Annotated in this window: 24 protein-coding genes and 1 pseudogene; 12 read left to right on the plus strand and 13 right to left on the minus strand. The window is 70.6% G+C overall.

From position 1 onward, the window contains the following. The first annotated feature begins 409 nt into the window (after window positions 1-409). Window positions 410-1369, plus strand: coding sequence for a pseudouridine-5'-phosphate glycosidase (locus ACFY1L_RS37390; protein ID WP_388834623.1), 960 nt, complete (start codon window positions 410-412; stop codon window positions 1367-1369). Between the two features lie 106 nt (window positions 1370-1475). On the opposite strand, the gene ACFY1L_RS37395 is transcribed toward ACFY1L_RS37390, so the two are convergent. Together ACFY1L_RS37395 and ACFY1L_RS37400 are read right to left on the minus strand one after the other, a co-directional pair. Further along, window positions 1476-2285: a pectate lyase gene (locus ACFY1L_RS37395; protein ID WP_388834626.1), complete on the minus strand. Its 810-nt coding sequence runs from the start codon at window positions 2283-2285 to the stop codon at window positions 1476-1478. 34 nt (window positions 2286-2319) lie between these two features. Further along, complete coding sequence (locus ACFY1L_RS37400; protein ID WP_388834629.1) at window positions 2320-3297, minus strand: polysaccharide lyase family 1 protein; 978 nt, start codon at window positions 3295-3297, stop codon at window positions 2320-2322. Between the two features lie 521 nt (window positions 3298-3818). On the opposite strand from ACFY1L_RS37400, the pseudogene ACFY1L_RS37405 reads away from it, so the two are divergent. The 3 genes and pseudogenes from ACFY1L_RS37405 to ACFY1L_RS37415 all read left to right on the plus strand — a co-directional run bounded on the left by ACFY1L_RS37405 (window position 3819) and on the right by ACFY1L_RS37415 (window position 5732). Continuing rightward, window positions 3819-5095 (plus strand): annotated as a pseudogene (locus ACFY1L_RS37405) (PHB depolymerase family esterase). A 119-nt stretch (window positions 5096-5214) separates the two neighbouring features. Next, window positions 5215-5571: a hypothetical protein gene (locus ACFY1L_RS37410; protein ID WP_388834637.1), complete on the plus strand. Its 357-nt coding sequence runs from the start codon at window positions 5215-5217 to the stop codon at window positions 5569-5571. Then, a complete protein-coding gene (locus tag ACFY1L_RS37415; protein ID WP_388834640.1) occupies window positions 5568-5732 on the plus strand; it encodes a hypothetical protein in 165 nt (54 codons plus the stop codon). Before ACFY1L_RS37410 ends, ACFY1L_RS37415 begins: the two co-directional genes overlap by 4 nt. A 1-nt stretch (window position 5733) precedes the next feature. On the opposite strand, the gene ACFY1L_RS37420 is transcribed toward ACFY1L_RS37415, so the two are convergent. Then, a complete protein-coding gene (locus ACFY1L_RS37420; RefSeq protein WP_388834643.1) occupies window positions 5734-7098 on the minus strand; it encodes a nucleobase:cation symporter-2 family protein in 1365 nt (454 codons plus the stop codon). Window positions 7099-7249: 151 nt separating this feature from the next. Continuing rightward, on the minus strand, window positions 7250-8605 hold the full coding sequence (locus ACFY1L_RS37425) for an FAD-dependent oxidoreductase (protein WP_388834649.1): 1356 nt from the start codon (window positions 8603-8605) through the stop codon (window positions 7250-7252). 190 nt (window positions 8606-8795) lie between these two features. On the opposite strand from ACFY1L_RS37425, the gene ACFY1L_RS37430 reads away from it, so the two are divergent. After that, window positions 8796-9263 carry a DUF6214 family protein gene (locus tag ACFY1L_RS37430; RefSeq protein WP_388834652.1) on the plus strand — a complete coding sequence of 156 codons (468 nt, stop codon included), beginning with the start codon at window positions 8796-8798 and terminating at the stop codon, window positions 9261-9263. A 5-nt stretch (window positions 9264-9268) separates the two neighbouring features. On the opposite strand, the gene ACFY1L_RS37435 is transcribed toward ACFY1L_RS37430, so the two are convergent. Next, entirely contained in the window at window positions 9269-9940 is a 672-nt protein-coding gene (locus ACFY1L_RS37435) for a TetR/AcrR family transcriptional regulator (RefSeq protein WP_388834655.1), read from the minus strand. A gap of 191 nt (window positions 9941-10131) precedes the next feature. Here ACFY1L_RS37435 and ACFY1L_RS37440 point away from each other — a divergent pair, with 191 nt between their 5' ends. Then, complete coding sequence (locus ACFY1L_RS37440) at window positions 10132-10380, plus strand: DUF2630 family protein (protein ID WP_388834658.1); 249 nt, start codon at window positions 10132-10134, stop codon at window positions 10378-10380. A 16-nt stretch (window positions 10381-10396) separates the two neighbouring features. On the opposite strand, the gene ACFY1L_RS37445 is transcribed toward ACFY1L_RS37440, so the two are convergent. Next, on the minus strand, window positions 10397-11086 hold the full coding sequence (locus ACFY1L_RS37445; protein WP_388834661.1) for an HAD family hydrolase: 690 nt from the start codon (window positions 11084-11086) through the stop codon (window positions 10397-10399). 199 nt (window positions 11087-11285) lie between these two features. Between ACFY1L_RS37445 and ACFY1L_RS37450 the strand changes: the two genes are divergently transcribed. Then, entirely contained in the window at window positions 11286-11678 is a 393-nt protein-coding gene (locus tag ACFY1L_RS37450; RefSeq protein ID WP_388834664.1) for a hypothetical protein, read from the plus strand. A gap of 60 nt (window positions 11679-11738) precedes the next feature. Here ACFY1L_RS37450 and ACFY1L_RS37455 read toward each other — a convergent pair whose 3' ends face one another. From ACFY1L_RS37455 to ACFY1L_RS37465, 3 genes are all read right to left on the minus strand, one after another. Beyond that, window positions 11739-12440, minus strand: coding sequence for a phosphatase PAP2 family protein (locus ACFY1L_RS37455; RefSeq protein ID WP_388834667.1), 702 nt, complete (start codon window positions 12438-12440; stop codon window positions 11739-11741). An 88-nt stretch (window positions 12441-12528) separates the two neighbouring features. After that, entirely contained in the window at window positions 12529-13461 is a 933-nt protein-coding gene (locus ACFY1L_RS37460) for a M56 family metallopeptidase (RefSeq protein WP_388834670.1), read from the minus strand. Window positions 13462-13546: 85 nt separating this feature from the next. After that, window positions 13547-14089: a DUF5134 domain-containing protein gene (locus ACFY1L_RS37465; RefSeq protein WP_388834673.1), complete on the minus strand. Its 543-nt coding sequence runs from the start codon at window positions 14087-14089 to the stop codon at window positions 13547-13549. 165 nt (window positions 14090-14254) lie between these two features. Here ACFY1L_RS37465 and ACFY1L_RS37470 point away from each other — a divergent pair, with 165 nt between their 5' ends. The 3 genes from ACFY1L_RS37470 to ACFY1L_RS37480 all read left to right on the plus strand — a co-directional run bounded on the left by ACFY1L_RS37470 (window position 14255) and on the right by ACFY1L_RS37480 (window position 19123). Beyond that, entirely contained in the window at window positions 14255-15907 is a 1653-nt protein-coding gene (locus ACFY1L_RS37470; protein ID WP_388834676.1) for an FUSC family protein, read from the plus strand. After that, complete coding sequence (locus tag ACFY1L_RS37475) at window positions 15904-16446, plus strand: MarR family winged helix-turn-helix transcriptional regulator (protein WP_388834679.1); 543 nt, start codon at window positions 15904-15906, stop codon at window positions 16444-16446. The genes ACFY1L_RS37470 and ACFY1L_RS37475 overlap by 4 nt, the downstream gene beginning before the upstream one ends. Window positions 16447-16570: 124 nt before the next feature. Beyond that, window positions 16571-19123 carry a cellulosome protein gene (locus ACFY1L_RS37480; RefSeq protein WP_388834682.1) on the plus strand — a complete coding sequence of 851 codons (2553 nt, stop codon included), beginning with the start codon at window positions 16571-16573 and terminating at the stop codon, window positions 19121-19123. A gap of 36 nt (window positions 19124-19159) precedes the next feature. Here ACFY1L_RS37480 and ACFY1L_RS37485 read toward each other — a convergent pair whose 3' ends face one another. Then, complete coding sequence (locus ACFY1L_RS37485; RefSeq protein WP_388834684.1) at window positions 19160-20212, minus strand: aldo/keto reductase; 1053 nt, start codon at window positions 20210-20212, stop codon at window positions 19160-19162. Window positions 20213-20298: 86 nt separating this feature from the next. Then, window positions 20299-21063 (minus strand): VOC family protein, encoded by a 765-nt coding sequence (locus tag ACFY1L_RS37490; protein WP_388834687.1) that lies wholly within the window; start codon window positions 21061-21063, stop codon window positions 20299-20301. A 172-nt stretch (window positions 21064-21235) separates the two neighbouring features. On the opposite strand from ACFY1L_RS37490, the gene ACFY1L_RS37495 reads away from it, so the two are divergent. Continuing rightward, window positions 21236-22150 carry a GNAT family N-acetyltransferase gene (locus tag ACFY1L_RS37495; protein WP_388834689.1) on the plus strand — a complete coding sequence of 305 codons (915 nt, stop codon included), beginning with the start codon at window positions 21236-21238 and terminating at the stop codon, window positions 22148-22150. 13 nt (window positions 22151-22163) lie between these two features. Here the strand turns inward: ACFY1L_RS37495 and ACFY1L_RS37500 are convergent, their stop codons facing one another. Continuing rightward, window positions 22164-22556: a VOC family protein gene (locus tag ACFY1L_RS37500; RefSeq protein WP_388834692.1), complete on the minus strand. Its 393-nt coding sequence runs from the start codon at window positions 22554-22556 to the stop codon at window positions 22164-22166. A gap of 71 nt (window positions 22557-22627) precedes the next feature. Between ACFY1L_RS37500 and ACFY1L_RS37505 the strand changes: the two genes are divergently transcribed. Beyond that, the gene (locus tag ACFY1L_RS37505) at window positions 22628-23170 is read left to right on the plus strand and encodes a GNAT family N-acetyltransferase (RefSeq protein ID WP_388834695.1); all 543 of its coding nucleotides are present in this window, start codon (window positions 22628-22630) and stop codon (window positions 23168-23170) included. A gap of 3 nt (window positions 23171-23173) precedes the next feature. Here ACFY1L_RS37505 and ACFY1L_RS37510 read toward each other — a convergent pair whose 3' ends face one another. Next, window positions 23174-23857: a glycerophosphodiester phosphodiesterase gene (locus tag ACFY1L_RS37510; protein ID WP_388834698.1), complete on the minus strand. Its 684-nt coding sequence runs from the start codon at window positions 23855-23857 to the stop codon at window positions 23174-23176. Between the last annotated feature and the right edge of the window lie 5 nt (window positions 23858-23862).

The following is a 23862-nucleotide window of genomic DNA, read 5'->3' on the forward strand; positions in this document are numbered from 1 at the left end:
CCGAGGCCGACTCAAGCGGCCACCTGCCCCACCCGACCCGAATCGCCCGCCCGTCCCGACCGGCCCGAACCACCGCCCGATCAGCCCGAATGACGAGGCCGACTCAAGTGGCCCACCCGCCCCACCCGACCCGAATCGCCCGCCCTGCTCACCCGGCCCGCCTGGCCGACCGGCCTGATGAACCACCTGACCACCCACCCCGACTCGCCCGGCTGAGCCGCCCGACCGACCGCCGCCGAACCCCTGCCCGACCACTACGACCCGCCTGGCCTGAACCACCCGTCCGATCAGCCCGAACGAATGACGGAGCCGACTCTTCGTCCCGACGAACCCGCCCGACCCGAATCTTCCGCCCGACCGCCCCAACCCGTCCCACTCGCCAGACCCGAAACCCGATGCGGAGCCCGAGATGATCACGCCCACCCCCTCCCCGACTCCCGCGACCGCTGCCGTGCCGCATCCGCGTCTGGTGCTGACCGACGAGGTCCGCGAGGCGCTGCGCGACGGGCATCCCGTCGTGGCGCTGGAGTCGACGATCATCAGCCACGGCATGCCGTACCCGCAGAACGTGGAGATGGCCGTCGAGGTCGAGCAGATCATCCGCGACGGCGGCGCCGTCCCGGCGACCATCGCCGTGCTGCACGGCAGGCCCCGCATCGGGCTGACCTCCGAGGACCTGGAACTCCTCGCGACCGCGCCGGACGTCACCAAGGCCAGCGTCCGCGACCTCGCCTATGTCGTCGCGCGCGGTGCGCACGGCGCGACGACCGTCGCCGCCACCATGCGGCTGGCCGCCCTCGCCGGCATCCGTACCTTCGTCACCGGCGGCATCGGCGGTGTGCACCGCGGCGCGCCGACGACCTTCGACATCAGCGCCGACCTGACGGAGCTGGCCACGACCGGCGTCGCGGTGATCAGCGCGGGCGTCAAGAGCATCCTCGACATCGGCCTGACCCTGGAGACTCTCGAGACCCTCGGCGTCCCGGTCCTCACCTACGGCACGGACGAGTTCCCGGCGTTCTACTCCCGCCGCAGTGGCTTCACCTCGCCGATGCGTGTGGACTCCCCGGCCGAGATCGCCGCCGTGATGCACGCCCGCTGGGACCTCGGCATCCCCGGCGGCCTCAGCATCGCCAACCCCGTGCCCGAGGAGGAGGAGGTCCCCGCCGAGCGCATGGACGGCGTCATCGCCCAGGCCCTCGCCGAGATGGACAAGGCCGGCATCACCGGCAAGGACACCACCCCGTACCTCCTCGGCCGGATCGTCGAACTCACCGGCGGCGAGAGCCTGCGCACCAACATCGCCCTGGTCAAGAACAACGCCCGCCTCGGGGCGCGGATCGCCGTCGAATACGCCAAGCTCGGCTGACCCCCGAGAAGCCCGCCGAGAGACCCGAAGAAACACGCGGCGGCCGTACGAAGCACCGTGCGGGTGCGCTTCGTACGGCCGGTTCCCCGTGGGGGGTCTACTTGGCCTACTTGTAGGTGATGTCGGACGAGGAGTACTTGCAGTACGTCCCGTCCGGACCCGAGCCGTTCTTGGGCGGCTCGGCCCCGGTGTTGTTCCCGATGTACTTCTGGCAGGGAACGATCTTCTTGCCGGAGTCACCCACGATGGTGATCTTCTTCAGGGTCGCACTGTCGCCGTAGTTGGTGTTGATGCCGACGAGCCGGCCGCCCTTGTAGGTCGCCTCGATGGTGTTGAGGTTGATCGTCCGCTTGTACTGACCGCTCTTGCAGTTGCCGCACGAGCGCACGAAGGTGCCGAAGTTCTGCACCGCGAAGTTCGAGACGTTCAGCGTCCCGGCGCCGTTGAACTGGAACACCTTGTCACTGGCCTCCTTCGCGCCACCGCCGGAGACGGTGTACACGTTGGACGACGAGGAGCCCAGGAACGTCGCCGCGTCCTCGCCGACGTCCTCCCACCACACGTTCTGCAGCGTGCAACTGCCCTTGCAGTGGATGCCGTCCGCGGCGGGGGAGCCGATGATGACGTTCTTCAGGACTGCGCCCGGGGCCAGTTCGAGGATCGGGTCCTGGTCCTCGTTCTGGCCGCCGGTGCCCAGGTCGCCGCTGCCGTACAGCCGCTTCATCCCGTAGTCCTTGGTGCCGGAGACCGGGATGGTGGCGGTGACCGCCTGGCTGCCGTTGGCGGTGGGCCAGGTGGCCGCGCTCGCCGGAGACAGCGCTCCTTCCGTCATGATCATGCCAACCGAGAGGCCGACCGCGGCCAGGCCTCCGGCCAGTGCGCGCCGACGGGCACGCGTGCGTGCTGGTGAAGTCATGTCCCGAATGCCTTCTTCCAGGTGGGGGGTTCGGTCAGAGCTTTCCGGTGCCCGCGCCGCCGGTGACCGAGGCGACGACCGATGAGGCGGGCTCGGCGGTGTAGCCGTACGGCGGGCTGGTGAAGGTCCCGACCTGCGAGACCTCGGTGGAGGCATCGCCCAGGTCGTTGCCCTTGAGGTTGGCGTAGCCGTCGACGTCGCTGTCCCGGTTGGTCGTGACGGCGACCCCGGTGCTGCGGAACACGTTGTTCTCGACGAGCATCTGCGCGCCCATGCGGGAGTGCACGGCGGTCTCGGCGCCGACGACGTAGTTGTCGTAGAAGTGCCCGGTGCCGAAACGCAGGCTGGGGATGCGGGAGTTGACGTTGTCGAACCAGTTGTGGTGGTACGTCACCCGCAGATGCCCGGTGTCCTCGCTCGCGTTGTTGTCGCTGTGACCGACGAGCGAGCCCTTGTAGTGGTTCTTGAAGGTGTTCCAGGAGACCGTGACGTAGTCCGAGGCGTGGGTGATGTCGACCAGGCCGTCGTAGTAGTCCTTGCCGTGGTCGCGGTCGGACGAGAAGGCGTTGTGGTCGATCCACACCTTCGTCGACTTCTGGACGGTGAGCGCGTCCGTGCCGACCGCCTTGCTGATGTTCAGATTGCGGATGACGACGTTGGTCGCGTTCTTCAGGCGCAGCCCGCCACCGGTGAACCCGGAGGCCGAACCGACGCCCAGCACCGTGGTGTTGGAGCCGACGTCCACCTGACCGCTCAGCGAGATCAGGCCGTTGACCTTGACGACTTTCGCGGTGCTGCCGGTGACCGCCGACTTGAAGGCGCTCAGCGACGAGACGGTGACCGCCGTCGCGCTGCCGCCGCCCGTCGTCCCGGCGCCGAACCCGACCGGCGAGGACTCCGCCGCCCCGGCCGACTGGGGGAGGGCGAGGGTGGCCGCCGTGGCGAGTGCGGCAGCGGCGGCCACCACCAGCGTGGATCTTTGCGTGTGTGTACGTGGGGGGCGAGTACGCATGCGGGTGCGTCCCTTCAGGAGGACTCTCTCGATCCTGTACGTGAACGACGTACGCCATGTTGAACTCCGCGCGCGAGCACAGTGACCGTTCGGGACCGCAAGGGCTCCTGGCGGTCACAGTGCTGAACGGAACGTAGGGGGCAAGCGCTTTCTAGTCAACGCTTTGCGCAGAACGCATTCCGTAAGGCCTGGTGGGCGGCAAGGGCTGTCTGAAACCGGACGGCGAAGGGGTGTGGGAGCGCTTCCATGGTGGTCGTGTCCATGCCACCATGCGACCTGCGCTTCCCTTTTCCGTAAGGGGCGGGTCGATGACGACTCCACGTACGCGTACGTTCGCCGGCGGGGGGAGAGGCGACCGGGCCCGGTCGCTCACGGGCCCGTTCCGTGGAGGCCCTCGCCACCGGATCCGACTGGCGGCGCTACTTCCGGGCCTGGACCGCCGACAGCCTCGACGGCACCAGCCGCGACCAGAAAGGGCAAAGGACGTGCCCCTCACCCTCAGCAACTCGGCGCGGAGACCGCTGCGTTCGGCGTTCCTGGCGCTGTTCGCCGCGCTCGTGCCGTTACTCGCCGCGGTGACCCTCACCGCACCCCCGGCGCCGCGCGTACCGCCGTTCCCGCCGCGAAGCTCACCGAGGTCACCGACTTCGGCACCAACCCGAGCAGCCTGCAGATGTACCTGTACGTGCCGGAGAGCGTCACCGCACACCCCGCGGTCGTCGTGGCCGTGCACTACTGCACCGGCTCCGGACCGGCCATGTACAACGGCACCGAGTGGGCCCAACTGGCCGACACCTACGGCTTCGTCGTGATCTACCCGTCGGTGACCCGCGCCAGCAAGTGCTTCGACGTCTCCTCGCCCCAGGCGCTCAAGCGCGGCGGCGGCAGCGACCCCGTCGGCATCAAGTCGATGATCGACTGGGTCACCCGCACCTACTCCGCGGACACGAGCAGGATCTACGCCACCGGCATCTCCTCCGGCGCGATGATGACCAACGTCCTGCTGGGCGACTACCCCGACGTCTTCGCCGCGGGCGCCGCCTTCTCCGGCGTACCGTTCGGCTGCTTCGCCACCACCGACGGCTCCGAGTGGAACAGCGCCTGCTCCGGCGGCACCGTCCTGCACACCCCGCAGGAGTGGGGCGACCTGGTCCGCGGCGCGTACCCCGGCTACACCGGACCCCGGCCGCGGATGCAGGTGTGGCACGGCACCGAGGACGACGTGCTGCGCTACCCGAACTTCGGCGAGGAGATCAAGCAGTGGACCAACGTGCTCGGCGTCGGCCAGACCCCGGCCGCCACCGACTCGCCCGTCTCCGGCTGGACCCGCACCCGCTACGGCTCCACGGGTGACCAGGCTCCCGTCGAGGCCATCAGCCTCCAGGGTGTCGGCCACAACCTGTACAGCTACGGCATGGCGGCCCGCGCGCTGACCTTCTTCGGCCTCGACTCCTCAGGCCCGGCACCTCAGCCGAAGCCGGGCGGCTGCAGGGCGACCGCGACGACCAACGCCTGGAACACGGGCCTGACCGCCTCCGTGACGATCACCAACACCGGTGCGACGACGATCAACGGCTGGCAGCTCGCCTTCACCCTGCCCGCGGGCCAGACGATCACCAACGGCTGGGGCGCCACGTACGCGCCGGCGACCGGTGCGGTGACGGCCACGAACGCCTCGTACAACGGCACACTCGCCCCGAACGCGAGCGTCACCATCGGTTACCAGGCGAACCACACGGGCAACGGTGCGGCGCCGGGCGCCTTCGCACTCAACGGGACGGCCTGTACGGCGAGTTGAAGTGCAACGCCTGCTCGGGCATTCCGTGCAAACTCAATAGAAATGCCGGGCCCTGTAACACCACGGCGGCCGCGCAACGCTGACGTACATGAAAAGCGAATGCGTCAGATTGGATTCCAGTGAGCAATATCGACCCGATCCCGGGTACGCACGCCTATGACCAGCCCCAAGGCCGCCCACACCAGTACGAGCGAAGCCGCAGCACGGCCCGGCGGACGGCCCTGGCCATCCACACGATCGCCGACATCGCCGCCGCTTTCCTGGGCCTGTGGATCCTGCTCCACCTGCTCGGAGCCAATGAAGCCAATGTCTTCGTCGAGTTCGTGCACGGCACGGCCGATTGGCTGGCCGGTTGGTCACAGGACATTTTCACCATGGACACAGAAGGCCTGCGCGTTCTCCTCAATTACGGTCTGCCGGCCATAATCTATTTGCTGGTCGGTCACGGAATCGCCGCACGGCTGGGGCGCGCATGAATTCAAATGAAAACGACCACCTGCCGGTCTACGACAGTCTTGTGCGCGAACGTGGCGATGTCGTGGAGGAAGCGCGCGTGGTGTCCGAACAGATGCAACACCAGGCATGGCGGGCACTCACCGGGCACGAGCCCGTGCCGCCGGAGGCCCGCCGGGCCTGACCTATGCGGAGGCGTTGTCGGTGACGCTCGGCAGGCCGTTCGCCTCGGGGACGGCTGAACCCGCCCCCGCCGGAAGGTGGTTGAACAGCAGGTTCAGCACGATCGCCGTCAGGCAGCCCGCGCTGATGCCGCTGTTCATCACCGTCTGGAACCAGTCCGGGAACTTCTCGTAGACCGTGGGCACCCCGACCGGCAGTACTCCGACGGCCACCGACACCGCCACGACCGTGAGGTTGTGGTTGTCCTTGAAGTCCACCTGGGCCAGGGTCCGCAGGCCGCTCGCGGCCACCGTCCCGAACATCACCAGACCCGCACCGCCCAGCACCGGCGCCGGTATCGCCGCCACGACCGCGCCCAGCTTGGGCAGCAGGCCGAGCAGGACGAGGATGCCGCCCGCGGTCGCCACCACCCAGCGGCTGCGGACCCGCGTCATGCCGACCAGGCCCACGTTCTGCGCGTACGCCGTGTACGGGAAGGTGTTGAACACGCCGCCCAGCACGGTCGACAGGCCGTCGGCGCGCAGACCGTCCGCCAGCGAGCGCGGCTCGACCTTGCGCCCGGTCATCTCGCCGACCGCGATCAGGTCACCGGTCGTCTCGGTCATCGTCACCAGCGCAACCACCAGCATCGAGATGATCGCCGACGCCTCGAACGTGGGTGCCCCGAAGTGGAACGGCGTGCTGATGCCCACCCAGTCGGCGTCCCCGACCCCGCTGAAGTCCGTGAACCCGAACGGAACCGCCACCAGCAGTCCCACCGCGATGCCGATCAGCACCGCGATCCGGCTCAGGAACACCGGCGCGAACCGCTGCACGCCCAGCACCACCGCCAGCACGAAGCCGGCGAGCGCCAGGTTCTTCGGCTCCCCGAAGTCCTTCGAGCCGACGCCGCCCGCGGCCCAGTTGCCCGCGACCGGCAGCAGCGACACCCCGATGATCAGGATGACGGTGCCGGTGACCAGCGGCGGGAAGAACCGCAGCAGCTTCCCGAACACCGGCGCGAGCAGCACGATGGCAAGCCCCGCGACGATCACCGAGCCGTAGATCGCGGGCAGTCCGCCGCCCGTCGTCCCGATGAGGACCATCGGTGACACGGCCGCGAACGTACAGCCCTGCATGATCGGCAGCCGCACACCGAACCGCCAGAAGCCCACGCACTGGATGAGCGTCGCGATGCCGCAGACCAGCAGATCGGCGGTGATCAGATACGCCAGGTCGGCGGGCGAGAGCTTCATCGCCCCGCCCACGATCAGCGGCACTGCCACCGCGCCCGCGTACATCGCGAGCACGTGCTGGAGACCGAAGGCGGCCAATTGCCGTGCGGGTGGGACCTCGTCGACGGGATGGACGGGGGTGGGCGTGGCCATGGGCACTCCAGAGCGGCGGCGGAGGGGACATCCGGACAGCACGAGACGGTAAGCGGCTTGAACAGTTTGTTGATTGCTGGGTTGTTGCCGATGTGTGTCCTGCCCACCTATATGCATTCGACTCTGCTACGCGGCCACGCCATCCGCTCTGCTACGACGCCTGCTGCGAGCCCGTCGCCCGCGCCGCCGCCAGCAGCGCCTCCCAGTCCGCCAGCTTGACGACACTGCGTCCCAGCGAGGCCCCGAGCGCCGCCTCGGCCCGCTCGATCGCCTGCCAGCCCGCCCACAAGACCGGCTCGATCCCCTCCGCACGCAGCGCCGCGACCGGATCTCCGGCAAGATCCTTGTGTACGAGGACGGAGGCGTCGTCGAGCAGTGACAGCACCGTCTCCTTCGCGCACGGGCGGTTGGTGCCGATCACGCCTGTCGGGCCGCGCTTGATCCAGCCGGCCACGTACTCGCCCGGCGCCACGACACCCGCGCGCAGGACGCGTCCGGCCAGATGCGGCACGGTGCCGCTCGCCGCGTCGAACGGCAGCCCCTCCAGCGGCACTCCCCGATAGCCCACCGAACGCAGCACCAACTGAGCCTCGATGTCCTCGTACTGGCCGGTACCCGTCACGCCGCCGGCCCCGTCGGGCGCCGTCCGCTCGAAGCGCACCGCGCCCACGTGCCCGCCGTCCGCGAGCAGTTCGACCGGCCGCAGGAAGAAGCGCAGCCGGATGCGGCGCAGCGCGTCCACGGCGGGCCGCTGGGCCCAGCCGCGCAGCACCTCCACGTTGCGGCGCTGGACCGCGGGCAGCGCAGACGGGTCGCCGTACGCCGGATCAAGCTCCAACTCCGCCGGATCCACGGTGAGTTCGGTGCCCGGCAGGCCGCCCAGCTCGCGCAGCTCCTTGGTCGTGAAGCGGGCCTGGGACGGGCCGCGCCGGCCCACCATGTGCACTTCACTGACCCGGCTCGCGGCCAGCGCACTGAGCGCCGCCTGAGGCATGTCCGTCGGGCTCAACTCCGCAGCGCCGCGGGCCAGAATGCGGGTGACGTCCACCGCGACGTTCCCCACACCGATGACCACGGCCGACCGGGCGCCCCGTACGAAACCGTCGTCGACGGAATCCGGATGAGCGCTGTACCAGGACACGAACTGCGTCGCCGACCAGCTGCCCGGCAGGTCCTCCCCGGGGATCCCGAGGTGGCGGTCGGTGGCGGCGCCCACGCAGTAGACCACCGCGTGGTACAGCTCCCGCAACCGCTCGACCGGCATCCCGCCGGGACCGATCTGGACGCCGCCGAGGAAGCGCACGCGCTCGTGCTCCAGGACCGTACGCAGGTTGTTCTGCAGCGACTTGATCTTCTCGTGGTCCGGCGCCACCCCGTACCGCACCAGGCCGTACGGGCACGGCAGCCGGTCCAGGACGTCGACGAGCACCTCGGAGTCCAGCTGGACAAGGCTCTGGGCGGTGTAGACCCCGCTCGGCCCGGAGCCGACGACGGCGACACGCAACACGGCGGAACTCCTTACGAGAGGAGATCGCTTACGGCTCCAGGATCGCACCGCCGGTGCTCCGCTGACAGGGTGCAGGGCGGATGCGGGCGTGCGTGTCCGCTCTTATGGAGTGTGATCGGGCGGTTACGTTCCGTGTGTGCTAGAAGCATCCTTTCTTAATCTTTCTGATCGTTTTCCGACGGACGCAACGGTGTCCGTGCGGCTCGCGTGGGAAGTGCAGGAGGCCGAGGGCGCCACGTCGTGGTTCACGGTCCGGCTGGCGTTCACCGACGGCGCCCAGGTCGACGCCCTCGCCGTGGTCTGCAAGGGGTGCGCCTCGCTGGAGGAGGTGCGGGCCCAGCCGGCCCTCTCCCTGGACGACCTCGCGGAACTCGCCGAGTGGATCGAGGAACCGCTCTTCGAAGCCTGTGGCCCCGGACCGGATCCGGCCACGGAGCGCGACCGATCCGCCGTGTCCTGGCGGGCCCGACCGCCCTGGCCCCGCGGTATCGAGGGCCGCCGGCTCGTCGCCCACAAATACCGCGCGGCCCAGGCGGAGGGTGTCGACCCGGTCCTCGCGGTGATGTGCGCGACGGGGCACAGCCGCCGCAGGTCGCTTCGGATGATTTCGCAGGCGCGGGACGCAGGATTCCTGACACCACGTCATGTACGGCACTGACGGGATCAGTTGGGTCCGGCGCGTTCCCCGGTCGCGAAGAACCGTGACAGATCCGCCGGGCGGCTCCCGCCGGATGCCGCCTCGGCGTCCGGCGGGACGCCCATCTCCCAGTCGAGCCGGTAGCGCTTGAACAGCTCGGCCCGCAGGGGTGTGATCGACATCGGCACGTTCGGCAGCACCATCGCGTAGACGGCACCCATCAGTACCGAGCGCAGCATCGGATAGTCCGCATCGACGTCCTGCGACCCGTACCCTGCGACGACGCCCCGGAGCAGCTCCGCCAGACGCTGCTGCTCCGGACACTGCACAAAACCCTCCGCCTGCAGCAGCCCCGCCATGTGCTGGCGCATCAGCACGGGCCGGTCACGGCCCAGGCCCAGGATCGCGTCGACGGCCCGCGCCAGCCGCTCCCGGCCGTCCGTCGTGCGCGGCTCGCGCTCCAGCGCCTCCTCGAGCGTGCCGTGCATCAGCCGGTGCACCGCGGACTGCACGAGCTGGCGTTTTCCCGGGAAGTAGTACGACACCAGGCCGCGCGCCGAGCCTGCTCTGTCCGCGATGTCGCCGAGCGTCGTCGCCTCGTATCCGTGCTCGCCGACCAGCTCGACGGCCGCCTGCAGGAGCCGCTCCCGGGAACGTCTCCGCAACTCTTCATTGACCGAGGCGCTGCGCGGGGACATGCTGTAACTCCTGCGTTGACTGGCTGCCAGCCAACTATACTCAGTACGTCCCCGACCGGCTCCCCGAAGAGCCTGGTCAGGGGCTGCCGTCTGCCCTGGGCGACGCGGGGGATCGTCCAGGGTGGACGAGCACCGGAGGCTCCACCGCTCCTAGAGTGGACGGGAGTGCCGAGCCGAGGAGGCCTGGGGACATGGAACAGGACCAGCGGATCCTGGCCAGGATCACGGAGATGGTCGAGGACGAGCGCAAGCTCCGTGCGTCGCTCGCGTCCGGTGAGATCGACAGCGGGACGGAACAGCAGCGGCTCGGCCAGCTGGAGCGCGAGCTCGACCAGTGCTGGGACCTGCTGCGGCAGCGGCGCGCCAAGACGGAGTTCGGGGAGAACCCCGACGAGGCGCAGGTGCGCTCGTCGTCGCAGGTGGAGGGCTATCTGGAGTGACCCGCCGGCGCTGAGGTCAGCCCACCAGGTCCAGCACCGGACGCAGCCCGTCCGGCCGCTCGGCCACCGGCAGATGCTCCACCAGGTGCACCCGGCACCCGAGGGCGGCCGCACCGCCGTCCGCCCGCGCGTCGTCGCCCACCATCAGGACCTCGCCCGGCTCGACCTCCAGCGCCTCGCAGGCGGTCGCGAACAGCCGCGGGTCGGGCTTCTGGACGCCGTGTTCGTACGACAGGACGTACGTGTCGACGTACCGGTCGAGGCCGTGCTCGCGGAAGATCGGGCGCAGGTCCCAGCCGATGTTGCTGACGACACCGATGCCGACACCGCGCTCGCACAGCTGGTGCAGCACCTCCTCGGCGTCGGGGTACGGGGCCCACGCGGCCGGTGTCCGGTGCCGGTCGTACAGCGCGTCGTGCAACCGCGGGTCGGGAAGCGGCACTTGGCGGGAGAGCCCGGTGTAGGCGGCGCGGTGCAGCTCGGCGCTCTCGTCCCGGATCTTCCACACCTCCGCGAGGTGCTCCGGCAGTTGGGCCGGAAACGCACCGCCCGGCAGCGCCCCCGCCACCTCCAGCGCCTTCGCGGCCTGCGCCAACTCGGGCTCGGGGAGCGCGATCCCGCTCTCGTCCAGCACTGCGCGCAGCCAGGACTCGGTGGACTCGATGCGGAAGAGGGTGCCGGAGAAGTCGAAGAGAACGGAGAGCATTGATCAAGGGTAGCGTGCGGCGCGACGCGCATGGGGCGGGTGGTGAATTACCGCTTGGGTTCGGAAATTCGGGTCCCGTAACAGTTGCAGCGGACCGGAAACGATGAATGCTCCGGCAGGTCATTCCTCGGCATGGCGGGAGTGCACTGGCTTCGGCGGCCGTACGGGCCGTCGAATCCGACGGGGGATGTGATTCACCATGCCGAAAGCGAAACCTCAGGCGCGACGTGGTCGCCTGGCGGCTCGTGCGATCTCGGTGGCGATGATTGTTTTTCTCGCGGTAATCGGGGGATCTGCGATCTCGCAGGCCGCCGAAACGTCCGCCCCTCCTGGCGCGGCGCACAACACGGTCATCGCTCAGGGAAAGACTGCGGAAGAGTGGGTGCAGGAAGCCGAAGATTTTATTTCTCGGCTCGTTCATGATTTCGCAGAAACTATCAAGCCGAGCGTGAGCGTCCATTTCGCCGTGACGGTCGGGATCGCACTGGCCGGCTCCCACCTCGCGCTCAAGTTCGTTTTCAAGTCCCGCCGCACCTCTCGCAACAGCACCCGCAACAGCATTCGCAATGACTATCGCGAGTACCGGAGGTGAGCCGGGCACACCCGGACAATTTCGATGGCCCGCCGGTGAAACCGGCGGGCCATCGACGTGTCACGGGCCGACTCCCGCCCTCGTCCGTCCGTGAGCCGCCCGCCACTCGTACGTGCCCACCGCCACAGCCACCACCAGCGCCCCGATCAACCAGCCCCCCACCACGTCCGACGCCCAGTGCACGCCCAGCCACACCCGCGTCAGACCGACCCCGACCACCGAGACGACGGCCACCACCAGCGCCGTACGCCACAGGACGCGACCCACACCGTGGCGGTGCAGCAGCCACAGCAGGAGGCCGCAGACGACTGTGGCGGTCAGCGCGTGGCCCGAGGGGAAGGCCGCATAGCGGGCCGAGTCGACGGGGTCGGGCCACACCGGGCGCGGCCGGTCGACGGCGGCCTTCAGGGACTGCTGCAGCACGGTCCCCCATGCACAGGCGCCCGCCAGCCACAGTGCCGTCCACCACGCCGCGTACCGCCACACCAGCCACACCACGGCCGCCGCGCACACCAGACGCATCGTCCACGGGTCCCAGACCCAGTCCGTCAGGATGCGGAAGGCATGGGTGAGGCCGGGTTCGTCGACGGCCCAGCGGTGAGTGGTACGGGCGATGTCCCCGTCGGCGTCGATCAGGGGATGCCACCTGACCGCGACCAGGACGAGAAGGACGGTCGAGCACACGGCCAGGACGACCGCGGCGCGGACGGCGGTGCGGTGGGCCGGCGGACGGGGCGGTGACTCGACGGGCAGGTTGTGCATGAAGTGATCCTCGCCGACGGGCGGGGCGCGAGGCCAATGTGGGGAGACCTGCGCTTCTCCCCGGGGCTCGTGCCCCGGGAGACCCCGCCTACCCCAGTGCCCGCAATCCCGGCACGAACGCCACCAGCACCGGCACCACCGGCACCAGCGTGGCTGTCGCGGTGAGCCCCAGGCGGCGGGCCGCGGTGAGTCGGTTGGGTGGGCTGAGCAGGCGGTGCACTCGCCGTGGGACGTGGGCCTGCGGGGCGGGGGAGGGGCCGAACACGCCGCGGTCCTCGTTGAGTTCGACGAGGGCGAGCGCGGTCGTCAGGCGACCGTGGCGGCGGGAGGCCGTGTCGTCGGCGGCGAGCTCGACCAGGCGGTGCATCTCGTCGCGGAACGCGGCGAACACCGGCACCTGCGGAAACCCGCCGGCCAGCGCGGCCGAACAGTGCAGCAGCCAGTCGTGCCGGGCCTGCGCGTGCCCCTGCTCGTGCGCGAGTACGGCATCGAGCTGCCGGCCCTTGAGGCGGCGCAACGCGGCGGTGGTCACGACGAGTTGCGGCGCGGCACCGGGCAGCCACCAGGCGTCGGACCGCTCGCCCTCCAGCACCACCAGCCCGCCGTTCGCGGGCTCCTCGCCGGGCAACAGCGGCGCCCGTGCAAGAAGTTCGGCCCGGTGCAGGCGACGGCGGGCACGCGCCCGTACGACCTCCCGGACCAGCATCGCGACGCTCCACAGACCGGCGCACGCAAGGGTCACCGCGGTGGTCGCCGCCCAGGGCCCCGCACGCAGCGCGTAGGCGTCCACGACGGCGTGCGGGGCCGCGGCGAACACATGGCCGCGCACCGCCTTCCAGGCCGCCGCCGCGCTGAGCGTCATCGACAGCGCACAGCACAGGAGTACGGCCGCCACGACGCACTGCCACACCCACAGCGCGACCACCGGTTCACGGTCCGGCCAGTCGGCCCGGGCGAGCAGCCTGGGGGCGACGACGGCGGTCAGCGCGCCGAGCAGCAGCAGTGCCGCGGGGACCATCATGGCGATCACCCTATGAGTGACACGCACTTCGCAACACGGCCTGTCTCGGCAAAGTGACGCAGGCAACGGATGCACGCGACGGCAGTCAGAGCGTGATCAGCATCGCCACCATCGCGATACCCATCGACAGCCGGCACGCCCGCGCCAGTTCCGGCCGGTCGGTCCACCCCACTGCCCCGCCACCCGCGGCGACGGGTATCAGCCGGACCCCGGACAGCAGCACGTATCCCATGAAGTAGAGCAGCAGCGCCCCTGTCACGAGCGGGACCCCGGACGTCGTGCCGTGTCCCGCATGGTGCCCGGGCGCGGCGGCCATCACGACCGCCATGTACACCATGGCCGACGCGCCCACCAGGTGGTGCAGATGGTGCGCGCTCGTCCGCGCCGCCCACAGTGCCCGCAGCGCGGCGGTGCCGAACACGGCCGCGTACACCGGCCAGGCCCACGACGGCGGGCTGACCACCGCCGCCGGTACGGCCATCGCGGCCATGCCGAAGCCCATCAGCGCCTCGCCGCCCGCGGCCCGGCGCTGTTCCTCGACGGTGCTGCGCATCCGCAGCAGACAGTAGGCCCCGGTCGCCGCACACAGCGCGACCAGCAGCCAGCCGGGCGAAGCCGGTCCGTGCACGCGCACCTCCCCGCTCGACGGTCTCGACAGTGCGTCGATGCCCGGGGGATGCGGTGCGCACGCGAGCGCAAGGGTGTACACGGGGAGCACTCGACGGAGCACGGTAGGTGAGCGCTGCGTCTGCCGAGATTCTTTACGAGTAAAACACCTGCTAAGCTGATTTCCATGAGCAGTGCGACCTCCACCTCCGCCACCCCGCGCGTCCACCGCCTCCCCCTGGCCGGCGTGCTCCGCCTGGGGCGGCCCTCGGACGTCTGGTTCAAGCCCGCCCTGAGCGTGCTCGCCTCGGTCGCCCCGCCCAACCTGACGCTGCTCGCCCTCGGCCGGCTCGACCTGGCGATGTACACGATGGCCGGGTCGCTGTGCGCGCTGTACGCCCACAACCGTCCCTACGCCGCCCGGGCCCGCGCCCTGGCCTGGGTGGTGCTCGGCATGGTCGGCGGGCTCGCCGTCGCGCTGGTCGCCGCCTCGCTGACCGCCGACGCCGTCGTGCTGGTCACTGTCGGCGCGCTGTTGGCCGCGCTGCAGAAGGCGCTGTGCGACGCGACCCGGATCGGCCCGCCCGGCAACGTGGTCCTCACGTTCATCAGCTCCGCCTCGCTCTTCGTCCCGCAGGCCCTCGGTCAGGTCCCCGGCCACCTCGCGCTGGCCCTCGTGGCGGGCGGCTGGGCCTGGTTCGTCGGCATGGCGCCCGGTCTGCTGCGCCCGCACGGCCCGGAGCGCCGGGCCACCGCGGGCGCCCTGAACGCCGCTGCCGCGTACGCCGCCACGCACCCCACCGGCGACGGCCACCCGCGCTCCCGCGCCGCCGCGGCCGCCGCCATCCAGGCCGCTTGGCAGGCACTCCTCGCCACCGGAGCCCGGTCCGCCCGCACCCGGCGTGCCCTCGCGCACCTCGTCGTGCGTGCCGAGGTCGCCCTCGCCGCCCCCGCCGACGCCGACCCCGAGCAGCTGCGCGCCTGGGCGCGTGAACTGAGCGGCACCGGCCCCGTCCCCGAGCTCCACGACCCGCGCGACGGCGACGAACTCCTCGGCGTCGACGCCGAACTCGCCGCCCCCGCCCGCCCGTTCCGGACCAGGTTCGGCCCGCTCGCTCCGATCGCCGTCCGTACCGCCCTGGGCTGCGCCCTCGCCGGCTACGCGTCCCTGGCTCTCGGTATCGGCCGCCCCTACTGGGCTCTGGTCACCGCCGCCTCCCTCTACCAGGCCAATATCCGCCTCACCTGGAGCCGGGGCGTCCAACGCGTCGTCGGCAACCTGGTCGGCGTCCTCCTCTTCGCCGCCGTTGTCCCGCTCGCCCACCTCGGTCAGGCGGCCCTCGTCCTCGTCTGCCTCGCCTTCAACTTCGGCGCCGAGGCGCTGATCAGCCGCAACTACTGGCTCGGCAGCGTCTGTGTGACCCCGATGGCGCTGCTCATCACCGAGTTCACCCGGTTCCAGGAGCCCGGCCGGCTGATCACCGAGCGGGTCGTCGACACCGTCGTCGGCGCCCTGGTCGGCTTTCTCGCCGCGGTCGCCGTCACCAACCGCCGCGCCGGCGGCCGCGTCGAGGACGCGCTGGCCGCCGTCGAGCGCTGCCGCGAGCGCACCGCCCGCCTCCTGTCGGAGCCCGCTCCCGCGCCCGCCGCCCTCGCGGCTGCCCGGCGCTCCCTCGTCGCCGTGCTGACCGACCTGCGCGCCACCGTCGACGCCGCCTCCGGCGAGTGGTGGCAGCGCGCCCTGCCCCAGGAGCGGGTCGTGCGCGCCGAGCAGGCCGGACACCGTACGCTCGCGGCTACGGTACGGCGGCAGGCGAGAGCGGAGGACGTACGGCCATGACGGCACCGAACGGACGGCAGGCGGGCGCGACCAGGGGCGAGGACACCGTCTCCGCTGTCGTCCGGCAGTGGCAGGCCGTCCACCCCGACCTCGACACCGGCCCCATGGAGATCATCGGCCGCATCAACCGCTGCGCCGCCCTCCTGCAGCAGGCCGAGGACGCACCGCTGCGCCGGGCGGGCCTAAGCCGCCCCGAGTTCGACCTGCTCGGCGCGCTGCGCCGCACCGGCCACGAGCTCACCCCCAGCGAACTGGCCCGCGAGACCTTCTCCTCCGGTGCCGCCGTCACCAAGCGCCTCAAGCAGCTGACCGAGCGCGGCCTGGTGGAGCGCCGCGGCGACACCCGCGACCGCCGCGTCGCCCACGTCCGCCTCACGGACGCGGGCCGCGACCTCGTCGACGGGATCCTGCCCGAGCAGCTCGCCTACGAGACTGCCGTACTGTCCGTCCTGGCCCCCCAGGGAAGGGGCGAACTGGCCGGACTCCTCGGCGAGTTGCTCGGCCGGCTGGAAGGCCGCCTGGGCGCGCTGCGTGTCTGAACGGCGGGCGTCGGAACTTTCGGCGCCCGCCGCACCGTTGACGTGATCGACGCTTCTCCTTACGTTCGACAGGCCGGTTCGGATAATCGACCGGTGTACGACATATCGAACGAAAGAGGATGCCGTGACAGCCGAGACGCTCACTGTCGACCTGGGCGCGGAGACCGGCCCCTTCCACGGCGGCGCGAGCGGCACGCTCTACGGCGTGTACGGCGACGGTGTGCCCAGCCGCGCCGTCGTCGAGGGCATGTACGTCCGCACGGTCACCACCAAGGCGCAGGACGGCATCCAGCACCCCGGCGCCGACGCCCTGGAGGTCCTGCCGTCCTTCGTCGCGGCCGGCGGCAAGGACGTCTACGTCTACCTGACCGACATCCTCCGCGGCTTCCCCTACGAGTGGCCGGGCGCCACCGGCGAGGAGCGGCTCGCGACCTATCTGCGCAGCGTCCGCCGCCAGGTCGAGCAGGCGCAGAAGCTCGGCGCCCTCAGGTCCCACATCGTGTGGGTGCCGTTCAACGAGCCCGAGGGCAACATGTTCGGCACGGGAGAGTGGAGCTACGACGGCGTCTCCTGGCACACCGAACCGGGCCCCTACTTCGCGGCCTGGCAGCAGGCGTACCGGCTGATCAGGGAGATCGACCCCGAGGCGCGCATCGCCGGACCCAACACCTGCGTGCTGTACCCGGAGGTGCGCGGCTTCCTGGAGTTCGCGCGCGATCACGACGTGCTCCCGGACGTGATCACCTGGCACGAGCTGTCCTCGCCGGACGAGGTCCGCACCAACGTCGCCAAGTACCGTGTGCTGGAGCGGGAGTTGGGCATCGGGCCGCTGCCCGTCAATCTCAACGAATACGCGCACAACTACCACCTGTCCGTCCCCGGGCAGATGATCCAGTGGATCGCCGCGGTCGAGGAGTCCAAGGTCGACGCCGACATGGCGTACTGGAACATCGCCGGGAACCTCAACGACTCGGCGGTGGAGGCGAACAAGGGCAACGGCCAGTGGTGGCTGTTCAACGCCTACGGGCAGCTGTCCGGAAACACCGTCGAGGTCAGGGCGCCGCACCCGAACGTGCAGTACACCCTGCAGGGCGTCGCCACGCTCGACCGGGACAAGCGCCAGGCGCGGGTGCTGTTCGGCGGCGGGAGCGGCGCCGCGGATCTCGTCGTCGAGGGCGTCGACGCGGACGTCTTCGGCACGACGGTGCATGTACGGCTGACGGAGATCCCCTGGACCGGCCAAGTCGGCGCCAGCGCACAGCCGTTGCGGCTGCGGGATGCCGAACTGCCCGTCGTGGAAGGCCGGGTGACCCTGCCCCTGACCGATCTCGACGAGATGTCCGCCTACCAGCTGACCCTCGCACCCGGCGGGAACGGGGCCGCGCTGCTGCCGCCGTCGGTGGGTTGGCGAGGAACGTACGAGGCCGAGGACGCCATCTACACGGGCAGCGGCTACTCGAAGAACGGCCCCGAGGGATCCCCGTCCGACGTCGACAAGTTCGCCACCTCCGGCGGTCACCACGTGGGTGGTCTGCGCACCGGTTCCGACGGCGTGCTCGCCTTCGACGTCGAGGTCCCGCAGGAGGGGACGTACGACATTCGGGTCTTCGCCAACTCGCACAACCTGGCCGAGGCGGTGCGCGAGCAGGGTCCCACCAACGTCTTCCTGCGCGTCGACGGCGAGGACCCGCGCGAACTGCGGCTGCCCCTCGGCTACAAGTGGGCGGTGTGGGGCCACACCGGCACCGAGGCCGTGCTGACCGCCGGCCCGCACCGCATCACGCTCGCCGCGCAGGACCCCGACCTCGGCGTCACCAAGGGCGACGCGGTCGTCGACAAGCTGGACCTCGCCCTGCGCGACGACGATCGGACGGCGGTGTACGACGCCGAGTACGCGGCGCTCGACGGCGGTGCCCGGGCCAGCTACGCCCACCTCGGCGCCTCCGGCCCCGGCGCGGCCGTCCTCCCGCGGGGCGGCACCGTCACCTTCTGGGTGCACGCCGCCGACGACGGCGAGGCGACCGTCACCGTCGACCTGCTCGGCCCCGGGGAGGGCCGACTCACCGTCAACGGCGAGGAACTCGGGCGCGTCCAGCGCGGCGCCGTCCCGCTGTTCCTGGCCGGAGGCATCAACAAGGTGACGGTGACCGGGACTTCGGAACGCCTGGTCGTGGACCGGCTGCGCGTCGCCCCGTCCCGCGGAGTGCTGCCCACACGGTCGTCCGCCGCCGCGGAAGGCACCCTGACCGGCACCGCGAAGGTGACCGCATACCCGTACGCCACCGGCGGCAAAGCGGTCGACGGCATCGGCGCGGGCCTGGTCAACACGCTCACCCTCACCGTGACCGCCGAGCGAGCCGGACGCCACGCGCTCACCGTCCGCTACTCCAACGGCGAGCAGGCCCCCGCCACCCACTACAACCCCGACCCGGTCTGCCGCCACGCCGACATCTCCGTCAACGGCGCGGCCCCGCACCGCGTCCTTTTCCCCACCACCTTCCACTTCAACAACTTCTGGAACCTCTCCGTCCCGGTCACCCTGACCGAGGGCCCCAACACGCTCACCTTCACCGCCGACGAACTCCCCGACCACGACGGCGACACCAGGAACGAATACGGCCAACGCTCGGCGTACGCCCCGGTCATCGACCGAATCACGGTGACACCGCTCGCCTGACGCTCCTGGCAGCGGGGGACACCGGGCGGAAAGGGCTCAGAGGATCTCGGTCGCCGTACGACGGTAGGTGGAGCGCCGGTTGTCGATCTCCGGCCAGCGGTCGCCGTAGATGTTCCTGACGATGGCCGGCTCCCGTACGAAGTCGTGCGGGAAGCCGAGCGGCACCGCGCTCACCTCGTCGAGCCGGGCGACCGCATCGGCGTCGAGGCGGACATCCAGGCAGGCCAGGTTGTCGGCGAGCTGGCTCTGCTTGGTGGCACCGACGATGGGCACGATGTTGCCGGGCCGCTGGAGCAGCCAGGCCAGCGCCACCTGCGCCGGGCTCCAGCCGCCCTGCTCCGCGATGTCCAGCACGGCGGTGACGACCTCCTCCGCCCGCGGGTCGGACCTGTCGCCCCAGAGATCCAGGCGCCCCGACTCACCACGGCGGTACTTTCCGGACAGCTTCCCGGCGGCGAGCGGGGACCACGCCAGCACGGCAAGGTCGAACGCCCGCGCCTGCGGCAGCAGTTCACTCTCCGGGGTCCGCTCCAGCAGGTTGTACCGCAGCTGCGAACCGGCGAACGCGGTCCAACCCCGCAACTCCGCAAGGGTGTTGGCCTGCGCGATCTCCCACGCGGGCCAGTCCGAGACACCCACGTACAGCACCTTTCCGCTGCGTACGACGTCGTCGAGCGCCCGCATGACCTCCTCGACCGGGGTGAAGTTGTCGCGGGCGTGCACCCACAGGATGTCGAGGTGATCGGTGCGCAGCCGGTCCAGGCTCGCCTCCACCGAACGCACCAGGTTCTTGCGGTGGTTGCCCGCGGAGTTCACGTCCCCGTCGCGGGTGCCGCAGGTGTACTTGCTGGCCAGCACATAGAAGTCGCGCCGCCCGTCGAGCAGCTTGCCGAGGATCCTCTCGGAGGTGCCGCCCGTGTAGTTGTTCGCGGTGTCGATGAAGTTGCCGCCCGCGTCCGTGTAGGCGTCGAGCATCCGGGAGCTGGTCTCCTCGCTCGCACCCCAGCCCAGGTCCTCGCCGAAGGTCATGGCGCCGAGGCTCAGCTCGCTGACGCGCAGGCCGGTCTTTCCGAACAGTGTGCAACGCACGATGATTTCCCCCTCGGGCAGATCGTGCGTACGACGCTAGGAGCTGAAGCGCACTTCAACGCAAGCCGCAGGCTGCTGGCTGCCGCTCAGCCTTCCGCACCGGCCGGATACACCCCGAAGACCGCGCCCTGCGGATCCCGCAGCACCGCGATCCGCGGCCCGTCCGGCACCGAGGCCGGCTCCATGAGGACCGTGCCGCCCGCCTCCGTCGCCGCGGCCGCGGTCGCGTCCACGTCCGCCGCCGCGAAGTACGGCAGCCAGTGCGGCGGCACCTCGGGCGGGAACTTCTCGTCCATCCGCACCATGCCGCCGAAGTCCTCACCGCCGAGGCCCCACTGCGTGTAGCGCTCCGAGGAGTTGACGCTCCAGCCGAACACCGTCGTGTAGAAGTCGACGGCCCGCTCGGGCCCCCGGGTCAGCAGCTCCACCCAGCCCAGCGAACCGGGCGCGTTGAACACCCCGGCGCCGGGAAAGGCCCGCGCCTGCCACATCTGGAAGACCGCGCCCGTCGGATCCATCGCCACGGTGAACCGGCCCACGTCGAACACGTCCATCGGACCGAGCAGCACCGTCCCGCCCGCCGCCGTCACCTGCTCGGCGGCGGCGTCCGCGTCCGCCACCGCGAACGACACGTTCCACGCGACGGGCTGCGACTCCTGGTACAGCGGGGACAGCGCGGCGACCGCCGCGTCCCCGAGGTGCGCGACCGTGTAGCCGCCGGCCTCCTGCCGCGGATCCGTCTGCGCACGCCAGCCGAACAGCTCCGCGTAGAACCGCTTGGCCGCCTCCAGATCACTGGTCCCGAGCTCGGTCCAGCAGGGCCCGCCGGTCACCGGCTTGTCGAGCTTCATGGCGTTCCTCCCGAGCAGGTCCTTCGGCGCCCCCTCCAGCACGCTAAACCCGGGCCCGGCGCCGGGCCATCCGGCGAAACCCCTCGCGTCCGGCGTCACCGCCGACATACGCTCACCCCTGTACCGCACCGCATGGCGGCCTCCGCTCCACCACCACACCCGGAGGACCCGCATGTCCGCGCTCACGGTGCGTCCCTTCCGCCGCGACGACCGCGACCAGCTCACCGAGCTGATCAACGCACACGTCGCCGCCGTCGTCCCCGGCGTCTCCGTCTCGGTCAACACCGTCCTGAGCGACCTGGAGCGACAGCCCGGCGAGTTCATCACCGACCCGTGGGTCGCGGAGCGCGTCACGCTCGTCGCCGAGCAGCGCCGCTACGTCGTGGCAGCCGCCCATCTGCTGCGCTACCGCTCCGGGGCCGAGGTCGGCGAGACCTATCGGGACGCCGGTGAGATCGACTGGTTCGTCTGTCATCCGCCGGCGTCCTTCTGGCCCGACGCCGAGCAGGCCGCCGACCGGCTGATGGCCGCGTGCCTGGCCCAGTTCGCCCGCTGGAACGTACGCGTCCGGTACGCCGACGGCGCCGTACCCGCCCCGGTCGTCCACGGCCTGCCCCGGAACTGGCCGCACATCCGAGCCGTCTACGAACGCGCCGGCTTCCGCCACACCGGCGACACGGAAGTCATCCTGATCGCGCGGGTGTCCGACCTCCCGGCCCCCGAACCCCACCCGGGCATGACGTTCGAGCGGACGCTGGGGGAGTGCGGCACCCGTTTCACGGCCTACGTCGACTCACGCGCCGTCGGCTTCATAGAGATCGACACGACCCTGGCCCGCCCCGAACGCCAGGCGCGCACCACGGGCCTGGCCGACATCGGCAACCTGCACATCGACTCGGCGTCCCACGACAAGGGCCTGGAGCACCAACTCCTGGCCCATGCCACCGCCTGGCTCCACCTCGCCGACGTGAACCGTCTCTTCGCCTACGAGCAGGCCGACGACAAGCCGGCCATCGACCTCCTGCTCACCGCAGGCTTCCAGGAACTGACCCGCACCGACCGCCGCTGGGAACACCGCCCGCGCTGAGCCCGGATGCGGCTCAGATCCCCGGCCGGTACCGGATCGGATGATCCGCGGGCACCTCCACCAGCACGATCCGCGTCCCGTCCGGATCAGCGATCCACATCTCGATCAGCCCCCACGGTTCCTTCACCGGCGGCCGCACGATCTCGACGCCCCTGCCCCGCAGCTCGTCGTGCGCCGCGGCGGCATCCTCCACCTGCAGCCACAGCTGCACGGCGGGGGACGGCGGCGTCTCGGACCGACCCGACACCTCCAGGAACCCACCGCCGAGGAAGTAGACGGTGCCGCGCTCCGGCCCCGTACCGAACTCGCGATACACGGCGAGCCCCAGCTGCTCGCCGTAGAAACGACGCGACCGCCCGGGATCCGTGGGGTGGAGAAGAGTCCGGCTGCTGAGAACGTGCACCATGCAGCGGAGCCTAGTGGCAGGGTTACGCTCGACCCTGCCCGAGCCGCGCCCGAGATTCGGAGATCCGCTCCATGGACACCGCCGCCACCGCCGGACTGACCTTCCGTGATGCCACCGATGCCGACGTGGACGTCCTGGTCGCTTTGATCGAGTCGGCGTACCGCGGGGATTCCAGCCGGACCGGGTGGACCACCGAGGCGGACATCCTTCAGGGGCAGCGCACGGACCCGGAGGGTGTGCTCGCCGTCATCAAGTCGCCGGAGAGCCGGCTGCTGACGGTCGAACGGGATGGTGTCGTCGTCGCCTGCTGCCAGCTCGAACACCGCGGCACCCACGCCTACTTCGGGATGTTCGCGGTCAGCCCCGCGCAGCAGGGCGGCGGTCTCGGCAAGGTGATCATCGCCGAGGCGGAGCGCACCGTGCGCGAGGCCTGGGGTGCCACGGAGATGCACATGACCGTGATCTCCGTACGCAACGACCTGATCGCCTGGTACGAGCGCCGCGGCTACCGCCGTACGGGACAGATGACCCCGTTCCCGTACGGCGACGAGCGCTTCGGCATCCCGCAGCGCGACGACCTGCAGTTCGAGCTCCTGGTCAAGGAACTGGCGTGACGTTCATGCCGTGAAGCGGCCGGTGCGCTTGATCTCCGGGTAGTCGGTGGTCGCGCCGTCCAGCTGCAGGGCCCGTACAAGACGCAGGTGGTCCTGCGTGTTGACCACCCAGCCGATGATCCTCAGGTCTGCCTTGCGGGCCAGTTCCACGACCTCCAGCGTGAGGCGGCGGATGTTGAGGCAGACGGTCTTGGCGCCGGCCTCGACGGCACGGTCCACGATGTCGGTGCCGTAGCGGCTGCCGATCAGAGCGGTGCGTACGCCCGGCACCAGGCGGGCGATCTCGGCGATCGCCTCGTCGTGGAAGGAGGACACCTCCACCCGCGCGACCAGGTCCCGGTTCAGCATGACCTCGGCCAGCGCCCGCGCCGCCGCCACATCCTTGATCTCGGCCTGCAGCGGTGCCCGTACCGCCTCCAGGACCTCCTCGAAGACCGGGACGCGTTCCCCGAGCCCGGCGTCCAGGGCGCGGATCTCGGCGAGGGTCTTCTCGGCGATCGGGCCGGTGCCGTCGGTCGTGCGGTCCACGTCGGTGTCGTGCATGACGACGAGGGCGCCGTCCTTGCTCAGGTGCAGATCGAGTTCGATCAGGTCGAGGCCGGCCTGTTGGGCGGCGACGAAGGAACGGAGGGTGTTCTCGGGTTCGGTACCCATGACTCCGCGATGACCGATGGTAAGGAAGTTCAAGGTTC

This window comes from Streptomyces sp. NPDC001663, assembly GCF_042893105.1.
Taxonomy (GTDB): Bacteria; Actinomycetota; Actinomycetes; order Streptomycetales; family Streptomycetaceae; genus Streptomyces.

What these genes read in the sequence shown, in the direction of transcription:
- ACFY1L_RS37390 (WP_388834623.1), top strand. Translation starts at nt 410, where the DNA reads ATGATCACGCCCACCCCCTCCCCGACTCCCGCGACCGCTGCCGTGCCG.
- ACFY1L_RS37395 (WP_388834626.1), bottom strand. Translation starts at nt 2,285, where the DNA reads ATGACTTCACCAGCACGCACGCGTGCCCGTCGGCGCGCACTGGCCGGA.
- ACFY1L_RS37400 (WP_388834629.1), bottom strand. Translation starts at nt 3,297, where the DNA reads ATGCGTACTCGCCCCCCACGTACACACACGCAAAGATCCACGCTGGTG.
- ACFY1L_RS37415 (WP_388834640.1), top strand. Translation starts at nt 5,568, where the DNA reads ATGAATTCAAATGAAAACGACCACCTGCCGGTCTACGACAGTCTTGTG.
- ACFY1L_RS37420 (WP_388834643.1), bottom strand. Translation starts at nt 7,098, where the DNA reads ATGGCCACGCCCACCCCCGTCCATCCCGTCGACGAGGTCCCACCCGCA.
- ACFY1L_RS37435 (WP_388834655.1), bottom strand. Translation starts at nt 9,940, where the DNA reads ATGTCCCCGCGCAGCGCCTCGGTCAATGAAGAGTTGCGGAGACGTTCC.
- ACFY1L_RS37440 (WP_388834658.1), top strand. Translation starts at nt 10,132, where the DNA reads ATGGAACAGGACCAGCGGATCCTGGCCAGGATCACGGAGATGGTCGAG.
- ACFY1L_RS37445 (WP_388834661.1), bottom strand. Translation starts at nt 11,086, where the DNA reads ATGCTCTCCGTTCTCTTCGACTTCTCCGGCACCCTCTTCCGCATCGAG.
- ACFY1L_RS37450 (WP_388834664.1), top strand. Translation starts at nt 11,286, where the DNA reads ATGCCGAAAGCGAAACCTCAGGCGCGACGTGGTCGCCTGGCGGCTCGT.
- ACFY1L_RS37455 (WP_388834667.1), bottom strand. Translation starts at nt 12,440, where the DNA reads ATGCACAACCTGCCCGTCGAGTCACCGCCCCGTCCGCCGGCCCACCGC.
- ACFY1L_RS37460 (WP_388834670.1), bottom strand. Translation starts at nt 13,461, where the DNA reads ATGATGGTCCCCGCGGCACTGCTGCTGCTCGGCGCGCTGACCGCCGTC.
- ACFY1L_RS37470 (WP_388834676.1), top strand. Translation starts at nt 14,255, where the DNA reads ATGAGCAGTGCGACCTCCACCTCCGCCACCCCGCGCGTCCACCGCCTC.
- ACFY1L_RS37475 (WP_388834679.1), top strand. Translation starts at nt 15,904, where the DNA reads ATGACGGCACCGAACGGACGGCAGGCGGGCGCGACCAGGGGCGAGGAC.
- ACFY1L_RS37490 (WP_388834687.1), bottom strand. Translation starts at nt 21,063, where the DNA reads ATGAAGCTCGACAAGCCGGTGACCGGCGGGCCCTGCTGGACCGAGCTC.
- ACFY1L_RS37495 (WP_388834689.1), top strand. Translation starts at nt 21,236, where the DNA reads ATGTCCGCGCTCACGGTGCGTCCCTTCCGCCGCGACGACCGCGACCAG.
- ACFY1L_RS37500 (WP_388834692.1), bottom strand. Translation starts at nt 22,556, where the DNA reads ATGGTGCACGTTCTCAGCAGCCGGACTCTTCTCCACCCCACGGATCCC.
- ACFY1L_RS37505 (WP_388834695.1), top strand. Translation starts at nt 22,628, where the DNA reads ATGGACACCGCCGCCACCGCCGGACTGACCTTCCGTGATGCCACCGAT.